This window comes from Vibrio sp. R11-SG3-ISO9, assembly GCF_059834255.1.
Genome location: NZ_JCBDGU010000046.1, coordinates 62,182 through 78,810, shown reverse-complemented (window position 1 = coordinate 78,810; position 16,629 = coordinate 62,182). Strand labels below are relative to the sequence as shown.

Genomic DNA, 16,629 nt, shown 5'->3' with positions numbered 1-16,629 from the left:
ATTTAATGTCATAGAACAGAAATGACCTTCAGACACGATGGCTTGAAGGTCATTATCAATGCGATTATATGAGTTGATGATGAAGGCTTTAGTCAGTATTTTTCTAATCGAACAATCCGGTCACAGGTTGCATTGAATAGTAACAAGCTCGCGCTATACCTTGCTCAGAGACCAACTGTAGATCATCAAAGAAGAAACGACTGGTCATAGTATGTCTACCGCCATTGATGAAAATCTCCATCACCGAATTATCAACATAGACGTCAATCACCTGCCTTTTGCTCAACCTCGGTGCTTTTCTCACATCTCCAAATTCTTGAGCATAGTTCTGAGACATTTGGCTTCGATCGAGAGTAAATTCATTTTCGTCAGCACTAAAGGTTACCTTGTCGCCACGCTCATTTCTTAACTCTAAAGCAAACTCATCAGTGTCGAGTTCCAAACGAAGCATAAAGCTTGTTTGATTCAATACATGTGCTCCAGAGAAGACTTCTCCCTCCCCTTTCAACTCATCGAGTTCAGTCAGAGGGGATTGAATTAAGTAGCCCCCTTCCAAGCGTAGTTCACGTGGTAATGACAGCATACCTGCCCACTGATTCTTAACCGATGGTGTATCAATGTCAGGTAACCCAATCCAAGCAATCAAAATACGGCGACCTTGTTCATCTAAATAGGTCTGAGGTGCATAGAAATCAAAGCCATAGTCAGGTTGAATGATATCTTGGTGTCCTTCAAGTTCCATTGACTCAAGGTTCAATCTGTCACCAACAATGTAGGCGACCGAGTAAATATTTTTAAAATCGTAAGCATTGCTGGATGACACACCTTGTGGAGAAAACAGCATGATTGACTTGCCATCAATTTCAAAAAAATCAGGACATTCCCACATGTAACCGAAGTCTTGGTAACGAGTTTTTATCGGCCCTTTATGTTGCCAAGTCTTTAAATCTGGACTTTGATAAAGCACCATTGAACCACGTTCAGCTGGAGTTTGAGCGCCCACGACCATGAAGTACTGGTCATCCTTTTTCCATACCTTAGGGTCTCGAAAATGCTCAGTGTAGTGGTCATTTTCAATAATCACGCCCTGCTTCGCGATCGTACCTTCTGCCGTCATAGTTGCGAAACACTGCGTAGGCTCTCGGATCCAATCTTCATCGCGTTTGTTACCTGTGAAGAAAAGCAAGGCTTGCTCGTTATCGACAAGCGCCCCGCCCGAATAGACACCGTGTGAGTCGTAATCATCACCAGGCTCTAGACCTACTCCGTGATCGGTAAAATGGACAAAATCTTTGGTTGATACGTGGTACCAATATTTCATGCCATGAACAGGGCCAACTGGAGTCCATTGATAAAAGATGTGGTGTTCGCCGTTGAAATAACAAAGGCCATTTGGATCGTTCAGTAAGCCAAATTTTGGGGCTATGTGATAACTAGGAAAACCAGAATCCGTAACGCGAGCTCTCTCCATTTCAGCCACTTCTTGCGATGTAATCTGTTCTAAACGGCGATACCTTTGTTCCACAGTCCAATTACTATTTGCATTCATGCATTGTTCTCTAGTCTCGTTGATTACGACTGCGCGCAGTGGATGAACTGAATAAGTTCTTCTTGGGTAGGGAGTGCAGTCATGGCACCTTTTTGCGTTGTTGCAAGTGCACCGCAGCCATTTGCCCACTCGATCGCTTTATCGATCGTGGCGAGATTATCCCAATGTTGCTGTTGAGAAAGTCTTGCGAGCAGGCCACCGACGAAGGCGTCACCAGCACCAGTCGTATCAACTGGCTGTACGACTTGACCTGTTACTCGCTTTCCTGAACCTTCAAAGATTCGCCACACTCCCTTGGCACCTTGCGTAACCAAAATGAGCGTGTTGTCAAAATCAGCGATAGCATTTAGACCTTGTTCAACCGATTGAGAACCAGTCAAAAGCACTAATTCCTCTTCAGAGAACTTGACGACATCAGCCAGTGCCACAGCTTTCATTACAGTACTTTTTATTTCAGACGGATTCGCCCATACCTCTTCGCGCAAGTTTGGGTCGAAACTCACATAGCCACCGACGCATTTGATTCTATCAATTGCTTCAAATGTACTGCTTCTGCTTGGTTCATTAGCCAGAGAAATAGAGCAGACATGTAACCAATCACCTTGTTGAAAGCTTGGAATATCATCGTTGACCATAAACTGATCGGCACTTGGCTTAACCATAAAGGTAAAGCTGCGCTCACCATCATCATCCAAGTCAACCACTACCGTTGATGTTCTGTGTGTTGGATCTTGAACCAGAAAATCGGCATTTACATTTTCTTTGGTCAGTGTCGTCTTCATAAAACGACCAAACGGATCATCTCCGATTCGCCCAAAGAAAGCACTTTTGCCCGAGAGACGAGAAACGGCAACCGCCACATTAGCAGGCGCACCACCCGGGCATTTCAATAGCGTCGAGTCCGAGTCGGGAATTAAGTCAACAACAGCATCACCTGTTACCCATACTTGATTCATCATACTTACCTTAAACAAAACATATTGATAAATAAGCGGCGATGTCTCGTTGCCTATATCAATGAAAAAACAAAAAGGCTAGCCAAGATAATATTCTTGGCTAGCGCCCCAACAATTTAGGAAAAGAAGTGGAATTGGGGGAACCCCACCCTTAAGGAGTTCAAAATCTAAGCGGTTGCCTTACGGTTTTGCTTTACCTGTTCACGCATACCAAGAACAACAGTCAGTGCAAACGCCGTAATAAACGCGATGATCATACCAACAATGTAGTAACCAATATGCTCAGGAGAAATTGAGATAATACCCGGTAAGCCCGCTGCACCTAGTGCCTGCGCTTTCACATTGAACATTGTAATAAAGGCACTCGATAGAGCTGCTGCACACACAGCGGCGATGAACGGGTAACGCAGTTTTAGGTTTACACCGAACATAGCAGGTTCGGTAATACCTAGTAGGCCGGTGACACCAGATGGAATCGCAATCCCTTTCATCTTTTTGTCTTTGCTCATGACGCCAACTGCAAGTGCTGCAGCACCTTGAGATACGTTAGACATTGCTGCAATTGGGAAGATAAATGTACCGCCAGTGATTGCAATATCAGCAAGCAGCTGTGTTTCAATTGCGATAAAGCTGTGATGCATACCGGTAATAACAAACGGTGCATAAATAAAGCCAAATACCGCACCACCAACAAAGCCAGCAGAGTTGTAAAGCCAGTTTAGGCCATCACCTAGTAGGAAGCCGATATCACGTGTAAACGGACCAACAACGGTGAACGTCAGTAGACCCGTGATAAAAATGGCCAATAGCGGTGTTAAAAGGTTATCCAGTACTGACGGAATCACTTTACGTAGACCAAGCTCGACCTTAGCCAGAATAAACGCTGACACAAGAACTGGAAGTACTGAGCCTTGATAGCCAACCTTCTGGATTTCAAAACCCATGATGTTCCAAACAGGAATATTGCCTGAAACAGCAGCGCCGCCGAAGCCCCATCCATTAAGCAGTTCTGGGTGAACCATCAGCATACCTAATGCTGCACCTAGATATGGATTACCGCCAAACTTCTTGCTTGCCGAGAACGCTAATAAAATAGGTAAGTAAACAAAAGGAGCATTAGCGAAGGTATTGATCATATTCGCAAGGTCAGTTAACCCTGGATTGGCGTCAATTAGAGATTGGCCATCAATAAACAAACCTTGTGCAGTCAATAAGTTATAAATACCCATCAACAAACCACCAGCAACAATTGCTGGGATAATCGGAACGAAAATGTCAGAGAGTCCCTTTACCGCTCTTTGCACAATATTCTGTTTGTTGGCACCTGCAGATGCGACGTCATTGGTCGACATCTCACTCATGCCAGTTAACTTCGCCAGCTCAGCGTAAACTTGGTTAACGATTCCCGAACCGAAAATGATTTGGTATTGACCCGCTACTTTGAACTGACCTTTGACCCCATCAAGATTATCGATAGCTTGCTCGTCAATTTTTGATTCATCGGCTACGGCAAGGCGCAAGCGCGTTGCACAGTGTGCGAGAGCGGTAATATTGCTCTTGCCACCTAATAGAGTTAACAGCTCTTTGGCTACTGCTGGATAATTCATTTCATACCCCATTGGATTATTAATTTGAGCCTTTCGAAATTTTCGGGAACGTTTGCAAAAAGAATTTTTGCTGATTACTAACAAATGTTCAAAGATATCTGCTCAAGAGTGTGAGAAAGATCTTTAAATTATCTCCCTAAATGATTCCGACAGGGTTAAAATTCCCATTAACTTAAGCAACGAGTCTCATCTCTTTGCAAACAATCCCAAAAATAAATGAATGGATAGTGTGAATGGCAAGTTTGCATGATGTTGCACTTCTAGCTGGCGTCTCAAAGTCGACAGTTTCACGTGTTATTAATGATGAATATGGCGTCAAAGAGGCCACTAAGATCAAGGTTCGCAAGGCCGTAGAAGAGTGTGGCTATGTTCCTAATCAAGTCGCAAAGGACCTTAAATCTCGTAAAACAAACCTTGTTGGTGTGATTGTCCCACGCGTCTCCTCTCACGCTACGTCACAAGGCGTTGACGGCTTAACGGCAGTGCTTGAGCAGGCAGGCAAGCACGTATTGTTAGCCAGTACCCATCAAGCGCATCAAAAAGAGTTGGAATACATCCATATCTTTAATCAGAAGCGAGTGGAAGGGATTATTCTCTACGCCACCCACCTAGACAAAACGCTCGTAAAGGCAATTCAAAGCTCTGCTGTTCCAGTGGTGTTGGTCGGTCAAGATGGTTCGATGTTCAACATACCTAGCATCATTCATGACGATACTCGTGTTGGCTTTGAAGCTGGAAATCGTCTGGTTAGTAAAGGATGTCATACACTTGGCTTTATTGGCGTTCAAGGCGACGACATCGCCGTTGATAAGCAGAGGTCTCAAGGCTTTGAAGATGCCCTCAAACACCATGAACTCGAATTAAAATTCCATGCTCGAGGCGATTTTACGATTGAGTCGGGTTACGAACTGGCAAAAGAACACCTCAAGAAGTTCCCGAAATTAGACGGCCTATTCTGTGCGACAGACCGTATTGCGATTGGTGCCATGAGAGCCATTCAAGAAGCCAAACTTGAGCCTGGGAAAGATATTTTCGTACTTGGTGTTGGTGACGATGAACTCGCTTCAGTCTGTACCCCTACCCTATCAACGTTCAACTATGCGTTTGATAAGGCGGGAGAAAATGGTGCAAAATTGCTGTTAGATCGAATTGCAAATAAGGGGTTTGAGATGAGTAAGATGGTACTCACCTTTCAAAACATTGACAGGCAGTCTTGCTAATCGCTTCAACAAAGGCAGGAAAGGGCTATCCTTCCGTTCTCATTCTCAATAAGGACTCAATAAAAATGCCAACCTCTGCGGTTGGCATTTTTGTCTTAGTGATTAATATTATCTTAGTAACTAACTTTTTCTTAGTAACTAACTGTACCTTAAGTAATTAAAAGTTAATGTTAGAACCAAGTTTCCATCTGAAGCGCGAACAGAACCTCTCCGCCGTCACCCATCGTAGATGCATCCGGTTCTTGGCTGATTGCATAACCATTCAGCTCATCGCTCCAATCTACATAGCTCACAGCAAAACGTAGTTCAGGACGATCAAAGAAGCCGGTACTTGTTGAAAGCTTCAGAGTCGGAGCAACGGTCGCTTTATAAAACCCACCACTTGCTTGTTCGACAGAGTTATCAAGGTCCATATATTGGTAAGAACCCTCATACACCATTTCAAAGTTTTCATTGAACTCTTGAGCTAATCGAACATTGAGTGACGCCCATGTATATTCATCATTCTTCTCTAGGCGATCTTGACTGCGTTCAGCCATAAACGCTGGAGCAACACGCCAATTATCAGCAAAGCGTGTGACACCATAGCTGAATAAACGTACTGCTTTCGCGTCATCCAGCAGATCACCGTTCGACCCTATGCCTTTCAACTCAGCGCCCAAACCACTACCAACAATGAAGCCAGTTTTTGAGAAGCCTTCGTTCATTCCGTAGAAACTCTCTGCGTGGAAAGCGAGCATCGCGTGCTCACCGTGATCAGCGGCGCCATCAGTACGATCACTGTTGTCTGCTGACGTCATCGCACTCAACATAAATTGCCACTGCCCAATGCGGTTGTTCATCGTCGCAATGTAGTTTTCAACATCAGTTGATGAGCTATCAATTTCCCCAAAGTCGCGACCGTAAATCGAGAAGTTAGCCTTCCAACTTTCATTTAGTTGAACATCGTAAACACCCGCACCAGTACCCGACAAGAATACGATATCAGAGTCAAAGAAGTGGATATCAAAGTTGTCTCTATCAAATCGCTTACCCGCCCAGAACGTTGCCTCAGAAAATGCCTCTGAGTCTGAGAACATCGCTAAGTTATTCAATTCTGAATAAACCTGTCGTACGTTCAATTGGCTTTCACTGGCCGTCCATTCATTGTTTGTTTCAGTGCTGTCTGCAAGCATGATTCTAAACAGCGCACTTGAACCATCCTCTGCAAAGCGCTTATGAATCAAGTTCGCTTCTACGTAGTGGTCGTCCTCAACTCCCAAACGACCTATTGGTGCACCAATAGCTCCCGCTGCTGTCATGTATGGCCCTGTACCTGTCGCGCCATTTAAATCATCATTAATTAATAACCCTGATCGTGCATAGCCGTGAAACTCAAATGTCGATGCCTTCTCATCGGCTGTCACTGCGACCTGTTCAGTTTGTTCGATTCTTTTCTCTAACTCGTTGATTCGCTTTTCTAATTCAGAGACCTCTGTTGATGCCATTGCTGGTAAAGCTACCAAACTCATTGCTACAGCCATTGCTAAATTATGTCGTTTCATGTCCTTTGTCCCACGTAATGATATTAAGAATCCTTGCAAACGTTCCCAATAAAATTTATAGGCGATTTAAGAATAGAAAACAGATGATAAGCCGATATTTTGATGCATATTCATACTTAGAAAAACATCTGGCTTGTGACCTTGGGATGGATAATATCGATAAATTTCGGGAACGTTACCGAATTTATTAAATTCTGTTATGCGCATCACGATAAAGATAAGAAAGGGAAATGTGATTGGTAGCAAGCGCACACAAACCATGGCACAGAAATTCGACAAAAACGAAGAAGATTTGCCTTCGTTGATACGCTGGGTGATGTCAGATAATGAAACAAATAGGCCGTTACAGCCCATTTGCTTCATTGAACATTGATAGGGGTTTAACTTACTAGAGGCGTCACCAAGTACTCATGAATCGTTACCTTGCCTTGATCATCTAGAGACAACTGCCATTTTTCATTGACCGAAAGCTCTAATGACTCACCTTTTAATAACGAGTTTGAGTACGTATCTGCCTTTAGTCGGATACGTAAATCCAACTGATGGCCCTGTTCTACCTTCTTAATCGCAAGCTGCTCTACATCGTGATCACAATTTGGTTTGAATGTTGCGCGAGCTATCGCGTACCAATCTTCGAACCCTGAGTGACCGATAAACTTACCTTCCGGCATCGTCATCTCAACTTTTTCACTAAGATGCTCCAAGAAGTAATCGCTTTGCTCTGGGAGTTGATCAAATTGACCAAACCACTCTGCCACGAAGTGTTGCAGGCGATCTTCGTCAGACTCTGTTACTTGGCGAATTGAGGCAATCAGTCGCTCTGCGTGGTCATTCGCTCGCGCTTGTACCTCTTCTAACTCATTGTATACATTTGGAATGTAAACCATTCGGTGAGTATACACTGGTTTATTGTATTTCACTCCAGCAAGGTACGCTGTTTGCTGCAGAGGAAACACGAGCTGCTCGATAGTGAAATGGTTATAACCCAATGGATCATAAGACTCTGACGGACCACCAACAGTGAAAGATAAGAAAAACTCTTTACCTTTTAACTTGTCACCTTCAGGGCCGTAGGCAAAGTTAAACGCCATAACATCGTCCAGCCACTTTTTCATCAGAGCTGGCACAGAGTACCAGTAGAATGGAAACTGAAGGACGATCACATCCGCTTCAATAAGCGCTTGCTGTTCAGCTTCTACATCGATCTTATAGTCCGGATAAAGCGTATCTAAACGACGTACAGACACGTCATCCAAGCCATTTTGCAAAGCATCGAGGATAACTGTGTTCGTGTATGACTCTTCTAAATTCGGGTGACCCGAAATAACAACTGTTTTGCTCATATTCATTTTCTTCATCGTCATTGGTGGATGAGCAAATCATACGTGTCGTCATTATTTATTTTTAGAGGCTTAATGTTTAATTAACTATTAGGTAGAAACTAACAAATAACTAAAATAGAATAGATTTGATATGAATGTAGGAGGCAACTAATGAAGGGAACAACGTATAATCAACTACTTATGTTTCATGCGATTGCGCGAGAGGGTTCAATCTCTGGCGCAGCAAGGCAGTTAGAAGTTGCTCCCCCCTCGGTTAGCCAAGCGCTCAAGTCTCTTGAGAGTGAGTTAGGGCTGCCACTATTCACCCGTACCACGCGTCGTGTCGAACTCACAGAGGCAGGCCATGCACTTTATGAAAGAACTTTGGATGCCATCAGCGATCTCTCGTTTGCTGTCGAAAGCGTTGCGGATCTAAGTCGAACACCATCAGGTCGTGTCTCAATCACCGTTCCCAGATTCGTCTATCAGTACTTACTTGAGCCAATATACGCGGAATTTTGCCAGCGCTTTCCTGAAATACAGTTGGAAATCTCTATCTTTGATGGAACGGTCGATATCCTCAAAGAGGGTATGGATCTGGGAATTCGTTTTGGTGACAAGGTCGAAGAAGGTATGATCGCCAAACCACTGACTCCAAACTTTAAAGAAGCCGTGTTCGCTTCCCCAGCTTATATCGCTGCTTTCGGAATGCCGAAGAGCATCAGTGAGCTGTCGCAGCATAGACAAATCCAGTATCGCTTTATTACTTCAAAGAAAGTGGCGCCCTTACCCATGATAGACAATGGTAATACTGTCCATGTGAAAATCCCGACAGCTCTTACCGTGAACGACACTGACCTCATGGTTGACGCTGCCAAAAAAGGATTGGGGATTGGGGATTGGGCGTATTATCTCACCAATGGTTGAGCCACTGTTCAAGTCAGGCGAGTTAATTCCTGTCTTGGAAGAGCATTGGGGAGATACCGCAGGACTCTATCTCTATTTCCATAGAAACACACAAAAAGCCCGCCGAGTACGCGTATTGATCGACTTCTTGTATGAAAAGATCACCCAATAGGCCACTTAATCGAGCCTTGTTGGCTCCGCGTTTGCAATGCGTTCGATACTTCTCAAATTACTCAAATGAGAGTCATAAAAAGAGATAGGCGCAGAGCCGTGTTGTAGCGCCTTTTTATAGATAGAAGCAATGAAAATATCTGCCAGTGTGAATTGACGGCCAATCGCAAACCTTGAGTCTAAGCAGATCGACGGTCTCAGCTTATCAAGACTTCGAGTAATCCATTCTCCGCGCAGTGCTCGTTTCGAATCTTCCTCAAGTTCGGGCCTCAAGAAACGCAACACCGTGCGATTTTGTGGAGAGTGTATGGTCGAGTTAACGAGCTCACACACCCAACGCACGCAGGCTCTAACCAAAGGCTCGTTTCCCAACAAAGTACGACCGTCAAAGGCCTCTTCTATGTACTCGATAATGGCCATTGATTCGGAGAGCATCACCCCATCGACAGAAAGTGAAGGCACATATCCAAACGGATTGATCGCTAAGTAGCTCGTTTGTAACTCTTGTGAGGTCACTTCTACCCTATTGTATGAAATACCTTTGTAGTTCAGTGCCCACTCCACTCGTTCAGAGCTGTTCGACCCAGCGGCACTGTAGAGAACCAAATCCATATGACCTCCTAGCTATTTCCGGCGTAGTTACGATACCTACCAAAAGTTTCACTCTCTTGGCGATCAATTCAATGCAGAAGTTATTATTGAGTCTGCTTTTCTTGCTTGCGGTGCTCTTTCAGGTTTTTGTGAAACTCTTCCGTAAGCGCTTGAATTTTTGGCATCACTCGCTGTGCTAATGCTTGACTTGTTACCATCGACTCTTGCATCACAACAGGCATTTTGCTTAGGATACTTTGACCCGTTTCTGAACGATAAAACTCTAACATTGCGGTGATCTCTTCTTCAGAAAAATGTTTGTTGTAGATGTTGACTATCATCGGTTCAAACTGCTCCCAGCTCAACTCAGCTTGCATAATCGCAAGCACCTCTTGATGATATTCTTCAAAGAGAGGACGTTCAGACTCGGAAACCTCCAATTGTGTATGCATACTACCGATCATATTATTTATCTGGATGTTCATCGAATCTAGCATCTCATCTAAATTCATAACCTCAACTAACGCATTCACTTTTTCTGCCTTGGAAAGATCACTCGCTGATAAATGCAAAGGCAATAACAACATTAACGCAATAACGACTTTTTTCATTTTATTCTCTCTCAATATGCAATAACGCATAACCCTAACGGTACAAACCAAAATTTTTTGACAAAAACATCCCATTGTTACCGGATGATCATCACTTAATTCATTGACATAAAAGGCAATATTGAGAACTTATATCATTTGGCGTTATAAAATCGAGCAAATATCGCTAAACATTACAAATATGCGACATGAGGAGTAAGAGAACAGAGATTGGAGGAGTTCAGGAGATAGACTGGAAGACAATAAGAAGGGTTGGGACACAATAAAAAAGGTAGTAATGTGTGGGGCAGCACTGATACTGCTACCCCAAGTAAGCTTGTGAATTACAGCATCTCTTTAGCAACCAAATGCAATAGAAAGGTTTCGCGCTCAATGCTCATGCCTTTCTTAGGGCTTTCTGCCATGGTTTTTTCGTTATGAGCGATAGCGTCATGGATGTTGATCCACACCGGCTTCATTCCGTTCTTAACTTCGTAATCTTCGTAAGCTGTTTCACCCAATTCGCTATCAATTTTACAGGTGTAGCAGTAGGAGATCATGTGCATGATATCGGCATCATCTTTATACCAAGGACGAAACTCTTCAAAAATACCAAATGGCTTAATGCCATGGATATTCTGAGCCCCTGTCTCTTCTTGCAGCTCACGAACCATACCCGCAATAACGTCCTCACCTTCATCTAAGCCGCCCCCAGGAATGGTGTAGTCGTGGTAACGCTCTGTATATAACATCAGAATATTCTCACCATCCAACACAATTGCACGAGCGGCGTTGCGCTTGTACACAGTTTGGTTATCTAAGTGCTCAATGTCAGGGTGAATCGTTGTTTTTAGGTGTCTCATTGTCGTTATAGCTCTGCAAAATTTGGCGGCATCATATCACAATCACCAATAGATTGAATTCAAGCATATGATTCAATGCTTAACAGTACCAAAGCTTATACACATTAACGTCTCTCAAACGAAAAAAACCTTACATGTTTGCCCTTTTCGAGTCTCATGTAAGGCTTTCACTATCAGCGTACTGCTTTCAAATAGACTTAACCGTCTGCAGTAATCACTTCAATCAGAGCTTGTTGAACCTGAGCCGCTTCATCAATCGCAATCTGGCAAGTACCAGCTGCGATATGACCGCCGCCACCGTATTGCAACATCAATTCACCTACATTGGTTTTAGAACTGCGATCGAAGATAGATTTACCAGTCGCAAATACAATATTCTGCTTCTGGAAACCCCACATCTTATGAATCGAGATATTGCACTCTGGGAACAGCGCATAAATCATAAAACGGTTACCCGCGTAAATAGTTTCTTCGTCAGTAAGGTCTAGGAACACTAGATTTTGATGGACCTGTGCACAACGGGTCACTTGTTCCTTAAACATCTGCTCGTGCTCACGATAGAGGTCGATACGCTCTTTCACGTCAGGCAGTTCGAGGATCTGATCAATAGTATGGTTCTTACAGTAATCAATCAGGTCCATCATCAAGGCGTAGTTGGAAATTCGAAACTCACGGAAACGACCGAGACCAGTACGCGCGTCCATCAGGAAGTTGAGTAAGTTCCAACCTTGCGCATCTAACACTTCATCTTTGTTGAACTGTGCTGAATCGCCTTTATCAACCGCTTCCATCATCTCTTGCCACTCTTCAGGGAAGGTCGCAAGACCACCATAATGATCCCAAACTACACGCGCTGCTGAAGGCGCATCAGGGTCGATAATATGGTTAGTACGCTCACCCGTATTACGAATGGTTTCAGAAAGATGGTGGTCAAAAGTCAGATATGACGAAGGAACGTAAGGCAAGTTGGTGACAATATCGTTCTCAGTGATCTCAATGATGCCGTCTTGCATATCTTTTGGATGAACAAATTTGATGTCATCAATGAGGTCTTGTTGCTTTAAAAGTACGGCACACACAAGGCCATCAAAGTCACTACGGGTAACGAGTCGGTATTTTTGGTCTGACATTTTCATTCCTTTGTCATCAAACATATTAAGCTAAGATAACCGCACAGAATATCTATAATCAAGCCATTCACTTAACCCATATGCAAGCAATATAAGTAAGCTTGATCCAACACTCAAAATAGCTCTAAATCTGTCGGATTATCATACTAATTCAACCTGTTGCTTAAATAATCACGGATTTTTCCTGATTCTAAAATATACTCATTAAAAGAGCTTCCTAACCTTGCTAAGGAGATAGCATGAAAACAATTGGCTTGATGGCAATGTTCACTTTGGTTTTAGGGGGTTGTGCGAGCGAGTACGACCAATACAGTGAGTCAGAACGAGTTTCAGTGGCTAACCCTGCTGCCGTGTACTGTGTTCAACAGGGAGCAGAGCTTGACACCGTGACAGAAAATGAGCAGCGCACGACCTACTGTGTCTTTGAAAACGGCGACCGTGTTGAGCAATGGGAATATTATCGCCAAAACCACGAACAAAAGACTGAAAGCTAACATCTCTATCTCAAGTGGCCAGGGTGCCACTTGAACACTCCCTCTTATCTTATTGATAAATAAAGACTACCTTATAAACAGATCCGTTTTATTTTTACTGTAAGCCTTTGCTTTTACAGTACGCACCGCAAATGAACAGTGTTTTATTCCTGACATTCCTCTGACATTGGCGCTCTTGCGACCTATAAAATGTGCTCTGTGTTACATTTATTTACAGATAGTTCATTATGAAAAGCCAAACCAAAAACAGCGACCAAAGCTCGATGTCTCTAGAGATCCCTGAATTCAATATCTCTCAATCGACGTCTCAAGTGATTTTCAAGCGCTGCCAAACCGCGCTTATCGTTCTTGCCATCGGTATCATCGTCAACCTAGCGCTACGTATTGATTACGTCTTAATCGGTGGTGAGTTGAGTGAACTGTCTGTCACTGAAGTCCTAGAACAGTTACTACTATTGACCTCTTCACTGTCATTCTTATATATGGCGAAACACACCAGCCAAGTTAAGCATGCCGCCTTGTTAATGAGCGCGTTCTTTGCCGTGATGTTGATACGCGAATTGGACTTTTGGTTTGATATGATTACTCACGGGGCCTGGGTCTATCCAGCAATCTTGGTTGCCGGTAGCGCTATTTTTTACGCCATCAAAAATGGCAAACAAACGCTTGATCAAATTGCGTATATCCTAGCCTCGCCACACATGAACCTATTAATTACTGGCGTGATGCTACTGCTTGTTTTTTCCCGTCTGTTTGGCATGGGTAGCTTTTGGCACAACATTATGGGCGCTGATTATGTGCGTGAAGTTAAAATCATCGCTGAGGAAGGCACGGAGCTATTGGCTTACTGTTTGATTGCCTTTGCTAGCGTTAAAACTGTCAACGGTTTCAGAAACAAGACAAAGCAATCGTCATAATCGATTAGCGCCACCAGCGAGTATCCAGCTCTTGTTCTGGATCGAGATAACGGTTAAGTAAAGTCAGGTTGGTATCCAGCAATGCGAGATACTCCCTGACTTTTTCTTTATCCGTTCCTACAGGAGTATCTTCGATACAGTTGTGTAAAAGAGGCAACAGCGAATCTAGCAAACTAAACTGACCGCTCTCTGAGAGTTGTATCGCCTTGTCGATCGCTTCTAGCCCTAACTGAGCAGGTACTTTACGAGTCTGCTGTTCTTGCCCTACAAAACGTCCTGTTACTGTGCCTTCGAGGTAAACTCGGTAAGTCGTTAGACTGTCAGTCAATAGAAAGAGCTGACCTTGTACGGTCGTATGTGGATAAGGCACCACAACATGCTGATCGATATCTCGCTCAATATTCAGAGACACACCCAATTGCCCACAACGCTCTTCAAGCACCTTAAGCAGCCCTTGCGCATCCATTAATGATTGGATTTCAAAAATGCGCTGCAAGTGGTAATCATTGGACACAAATATCACATTCAATTGCTGACCATTCTCGAACAGACCACTTTCGATAAGTTCCAACGCTAAATTGTGGATGTTCTCTATCGTATTGGTTGATTTTTTCTCTAATAACCTCGCTTGAATGCTCAAAGGTGATTCAAGCTGACTTTCGAGTTGCAAGAAGTACTCATACATCACTTCGGCTTCAGACAGAGTTTGTCCCGGTGTTACACCACCACAAAACGCGATCGCTACTTCATCATTTGAGCGACTTACCAGATAATCGATGGCAGCTTCAACTCTACCCTTTCCTTCTGCAGTCAATTCATTCTTATTTAGCCGTTTACCCAGAACAACTACAAGGTTTTTAATGCTCATTTAATGTACAAGTCTCGTTTTCGCAATTAGATAGAGTGAATTATGTATACAATAGTTGTTAACAAAAGTATTTTTAAATTCTCATGAGTTGCTCGCAATAACGCTCTCTATTGATGGCAACTTTATAGGTAGTAAACCGTGTAGCAGTGAGAAGAGGAAATTCTCACCTTTTCCCTGATACATGGAACAAATGCCCATGAGTATAAAACATAACAATATCATTCATACACTATGCTCATAAGAAGCGAGGTATGTAAAAACAGTTACATCAGAGTTCGCACGAAGCGAACCCTTCACAGGAAGTTATTATGCTGTCTATTTTTGATATCTATAAGATTGGCGTTGGTCCATCCAGCTCGCATACCAATGGACCAATGATCGCAGGGTTTCAGTTTACTCAAAAAATCGCCTCTAAACTGGAAGAAGTGGCGAGAGTGCAAATTGACCTTTATGGTTCTCTTTCCCTAACAGGTAAAGGGCACCACACCGACCGCGCTACGATTTTGGGTCTACTGGGTAATAAGCCTGACACGATTAAAATCAGCAGTGCCAATCAAGCGATGCAAAAAGCCATTGAAGATAAGAGCCTTGCCGTTAGTGGTCACCATAACGTTCATTTCGACGTTGAGACCGATATGCTGTTTCACACCACCAACCTACCCCTACATGAAAATGGCATGACCATCTCTGCATTTAACGCAGAGGGCACACTGCTCGATATGGAAACCTATTACTCGATTGGTGGCGGCTTCATTGCCACAGAAGACGAACTCCAAAACGGAAAGCAAGAGCAAGAAATCCAGGTTGAATTTCCCTTTAGCTCTGCAGATGAATTACTTGCACTGGCCGACCAAAACGGTCTTAGCCTAGGCGGTTTGGTGTTGCGTAACGAAACCTCATTCCAAGACATGGAAGTGATCAACCAGCGCACAGAGCAGATTTGGAAAGTGATGTCACTCTGTATGGAGCGTGGCTTTGAAACTGAGGGGATTCTTGACGGTGGTCTTGAGGTAACTCGACGTGCTCCTGCCCTATTGAAAAAGCTGGAAGCCAATGCCGCGATTGAAAACGATCCGATGGAGATCATGGATTGGATTAACCTGTTTGCTTTCGCAGTAAGCGAAGAGAACGCCGCTGGTGGCCAAGTGGTTACCTCACCAACAAACGGAGCTGCAGGCGTTATTCCAGCCGTTCTGATGTACTACCACCGCTTTATCAAAGAGCTCGATACTAAACAGCTTAAGGACTTCCTTGCGGTATCTGGTGCGATTGGCATCTTATACAAGACCAACGCTTCCATTTCTGGCGCTGAAGTAGGCTGCCAAGGTGAAGTCGGTGTTTCTTCCTCAATGGCGGCTGCAGGCCTTACTGCACTGCGTGGTGGTAGCAATGAGCAAATCTGTATTGCAGCTGAAATCGCCATGGAGCACTCGCTAGGCATGACCTGCGACCCAATTGGTGGCTTAGTACAAGTACCCTGTATTGAACGTAATGCAATGGGTGCAATGAAAGCTATCAACGCCTCTCGAATGGCATTGAAGCGTACCAGCAAGTGTTTAATCTCTTTGGACAAGGTGATCGAAACCATGTACCAAACGGGTAAAGACATGAACAAAAAGTATCGCGAAACGTCTTTGGGTGGCCTAGCTGTGATTCATATGGCGCCACCGTGTGAATAAATAACTTTGATGGTCAGCCTCATTAACTTGAATTGAAGCGACACCTCACAACGGTAAACTAAGTTTCCAAATTTAAAACAAAGCCAGCCTCCGCGCTGGCTTTTTGTTCACTTGGAAACGCCTTTTTATAAATCACTACCACTCTTTGTGAAATGCATACGGTTAATCCTTGACCAAATTCCCTTTATTAACTGGGGAGTTAGATTGAAACCAATTTCAAGT

Annotated in this window: 14 protein-coding genes and 1 pseudogene; 5 read left to right on the top strand and 10 right to left on the bottom strand. The window is 43.7% G+C overall.

Annotation, left to right across the window (positions count from 1 at the left end):
- Positions 1-103: 103 nt before the first annotated feature.
- From AC6R05_RS16770 to AC6R05_RS16760, 3 genes are all read right to left on the bottom strand, one after another.
- Entirely contained in the window at positions 104-1,549 is a 1,446-nt protein-coding gene (locus AC6R05_RS16770; RefSeq protein WP_500648072.1) for a sucrose-6-phosphate hydrolase, read from the bottom strand.
- A gap of 23 nt (positions 1,550-1,572) precedes the next feature.
- On the bottom strand, positions 1,573-2,505 hold the full coding sequence (gene cscK, locus AC6R05_RS16765) for a fructokinase (protein ID WP_500648071.1): 933 nt from the start codon (positions 2,503-2,505) through the stop codon (positions 1,573-1,575).
- 167 nt (positions 2,506-2,672) lie between these two features.
- Entirely contained in the window at positions 2,673-4,112 is a 1,440-nt protein-coding gene (locus tag AC6R05_RS16760) for a sucrose-specific PTS transporter subunit IIBC (RefSeq protein ID WP_285465608.1), read from the bottom strand.
- Positions 4,113-4,345: 233 nt separating this feature from the next.
- On the opposite strand from AC6R05_RS16760, the gene AC6R05_RS16755 reads away from it, so the two are divergent.
- Positions 4,346-5,332, top strand: coding sequence for a LacI family DNA-binding transcriptional regulator (locus AC6R05_RS16755; protein WP_500648070.1), 987 nt, complete (start codon positions 4,346-4,348; stop codon positions 5,330-5,332).
- Between the two features lie 170 nt (positions 5,333-5,502).
- On the opposite strand, the gene AC6R05_RS16750 is transcribed toward AC6R05_RS16755, so the two are convergent.
- Positions 5,503-6,876 (bottom strand): carbohydrate porin, encoded by a 1,374-nt coding sequence (locus AC6R05_RS16750; protein WP_500648069.1) that lies wholly within the window; start codon positions 6,874-6,876, stop codon positions 5,503-5,505.
- Between the two features lie 380 nt (positions 6,877-7,256).
- Positions 7,257-8,219 (bottom strand): NAD(P)H-dependent oxidoreductase, encoded by a 963-nt coding sequence (locus tag AC6R05_RS16745; RefSeq protein ID WP_500648068.1) that lies wholly within the window; start codon positions 8,217-8,219, stop codon positions 7,257-7,259.
- Positions 8,220-8,369: 150 nt separating this feature from the next.
- Here AC6R05_RS16745 and AC6R05_RS16740 point away from each other — a divergent pair.
- Positions 8,370-9,276: pseudogene (locus AC6R05_RS16740) on the top strand (LysR family transcriptional regulator).
- 5 nt (positions 9,277-9,281) lie between these two features.
- Here AC6R05_RS16740 and AC6R05_RS16735 read toward each other — a convergent pair.
- The 4 genes from AC6R05_RS16735 to AC6R05_RS16720 form a co-directional block, all read right to left on the bottom strand.
- Positions 9,282-9,887, bottom strand: coding sequence for a glutathione S-transferase family protein (locus tag AC6R05_RS16735; RefSeq protein WP_500648067.1), 606 nt, complete (start codon positions 9,885-9,887; stop codon positions 9,282-9,284).
- Between the two features lie 83 nt (positions 9,888-9,970).
- Positions 9,971-10,477, bottom strand: a complete 507-nt coding sequence (locus AC6R05_RS16730) for a DUF2059 domain-containing protein (protein WP_500648066.1) — start codon at positions 10,475-10,477, stop codon at positions 9,971-9,973.
- Between the two features lie 323 nt (positions 10,478-10,800).
- On the bottom strand, positions 10,801-11,319 hold the full coding sequence (locus AC6R05_RS16725) for an NUDIX hydrolase (RefSeq protein WP_500648065.1): 519 nt from the start codon (positions 11,317-11,319) through the stop codon (positions 10,801-10,803).
- A 197-nt stretch (positions 11,320-11,516) separates the two neighbouring features.
- Positions 11,517-12,449: an exopolyphosphatase gene (locus AC6R05_RS16720; RefSeq protein WP_446576800.1), complete on the bottom strand. Its 933-nt coding sequence runs from the start codon at positions 12,447-12,449 to the stop codon at positions 11,517-11,519.
- A 239-nt stretch (positions 12,450-12,688) separates the two neighbouring features.
- Here AC6R05_RS16720 and AC6R05_RS16715 point away from each other — a divergent pair, with 239 nt between their 5' ends.
- Positions 12,689-12,943 (top strand): putative hemolysin, encoded by a 255-nt coding sequence (locus tag AC6R05_RS16715; protein WP_150868675.1) that lies wholly within the window; start codon positions 12,689-12,691, stop codon positions 12,941-12,943.
- Between the two features lie 227 nt (positions 12,944-13,170).
- On the top strand, positions 13,171-13,860 hold the full coding sequence (locus AC6R05_RS16710; RefSeq protein WP_500648064.1) for a hypothetical protein: 690 nt from the start codon (positions 13,171-13,173) through the stop codon (positions 13,858-13,860).
- A gap of 4 nt (positions 13,861-13,864) precedes the next feature.
- On the opposite strand, the gene AC6R05_RS16705 is transcribed toward AC6R05_RS16710, so the two are convergent.
- Entirely contained in the window at positions 13,865-14,728 is an 864-nt protein-coding gene (locus AC6R05_RS16705; RefSeq protein WP_500648063.1) for a YdcF family protein, read from the bottom strand.
- 308 nt (positions 14,729-15,036) lie between these two features.
- Between AC6R05_RS16705 and AC6R05_RS16700 the strand changes: the two genes are divergently transcribed.
- Positions 15,037-16,407 carry an L-serine ammonia-lyase gene (locus tag AC6R05_RS16700; RefSeq protein ID WP_500648062.1) on the top strand — a complete coding sequence of 457 codons (1,371 nt, stop codon included), beginning with the start codon at positions 15,037-15,039 and terminating at the stop codon, positions 16,405-16,407.
- The last annotated feature ends 222 nt before the right edge of the window (positions 16,408-16,629 follow it).

Bases quoted from the DNA above. Each gene is read 5' to 3' on its own strand.
- AC6R05_RS16770 (WP_500648072.1), bottom strand. From the start codon at position 1,549: ATGAATGCAAATAGTAATTGGACTGTGGAACAAAGGTATCGCCGTTTA.
- AC6R05_RS16715 (WP_150868675.1), top strand. From the start codon at position 12,689: ATGAAAACAATTGGCTTGATGGCAATGTTCACTTTGGTTTTAGGGGGT.
- AC6R05_RS16720 (WP_446576800.1), bottom strand. From the start codon at position 12,449: ATGTCAGACCAAAAATACCGACTCGTTACCCGTAGTGACTTTGATGGC.
- AC6R05_RS16725 (WP_500648065.1), bottom strand. From the start codon at position 11,319: ATGAGACACCTAAAAACAACGATTCACCCTGACATTGAGCACTTAGAT.
- AC6R05_RS16745 (WP_500648068.1), bottom strand. From the start codon at position 8,219: ATGAGCAAAACAGTTGTTATTTCGGGTCACCCGAATTTAGAAGAGTCA.
- cscK (WP_500648071.1), bottom strand. From the start codon at position 2,505: ATGAATCAAGTATGGGTAACAGGTGATGCTGTTGTTGACTTAATTCCC.
- AC6R05_RS16710 (WP_500648064.1), top strand. From the start codon at position 13,171: ATGAAAAGCCAAACCAAAAACAGCGACCAAAGCTCGATGTCTCTAGAG.
- AC6R05_RS16750 (WP_500648069.1), bottom strand. From the start codon at position 6,876: ATGAAACGACATAATTTAGCAATGGCTGTAGCAATGAGTTTGGTAGCT.
- AC6R05_RS16730 (WP_500648066.1), bottom strand. From the start codon at position 10,477: ATGAAAAAAGTCGTTATTGCGTTAATGTTGTTATTGCCTTTGCATTTA.
- AC6R05_RS16760 (WP_285465608.1), bottom strand. From the start codon at position 4,112: ATGAATTATCCAGCAGTAGCCAAAGAGCTGTTAACTCTATTAGGTGGC.
- AC6R05_RS16735 (WP_500648067.1), bottom strand. From the start codon at position 9,887: ATGGATTTGGTTCTCTACAGTGCCGCTGGGTCGAACAGCTCTGAACGA.
- AC6R05_RS16705 (WP_500648063.1), bottom strand. From the start codon at position 14,728: ATGAGCATTAAAAACCTTGTAGTTGTTCTGGGTAAACGGCTAAATAAG.
- AC6R05_RS16755 (WP_500648070.1), top strand. From the start codon at position 4,346: ATGGCAAGTTTGCATGATGTTGCACTTCTAGCTGGCGTCTCAAAGTCG.
- AC6R05_RS16700 (WP_500648062.1), top strand. From the start codon at position 15,037: ATGCTGTCTATTTTTGATATCTATAAGATTGGCGTTGGTCCATCCAGC.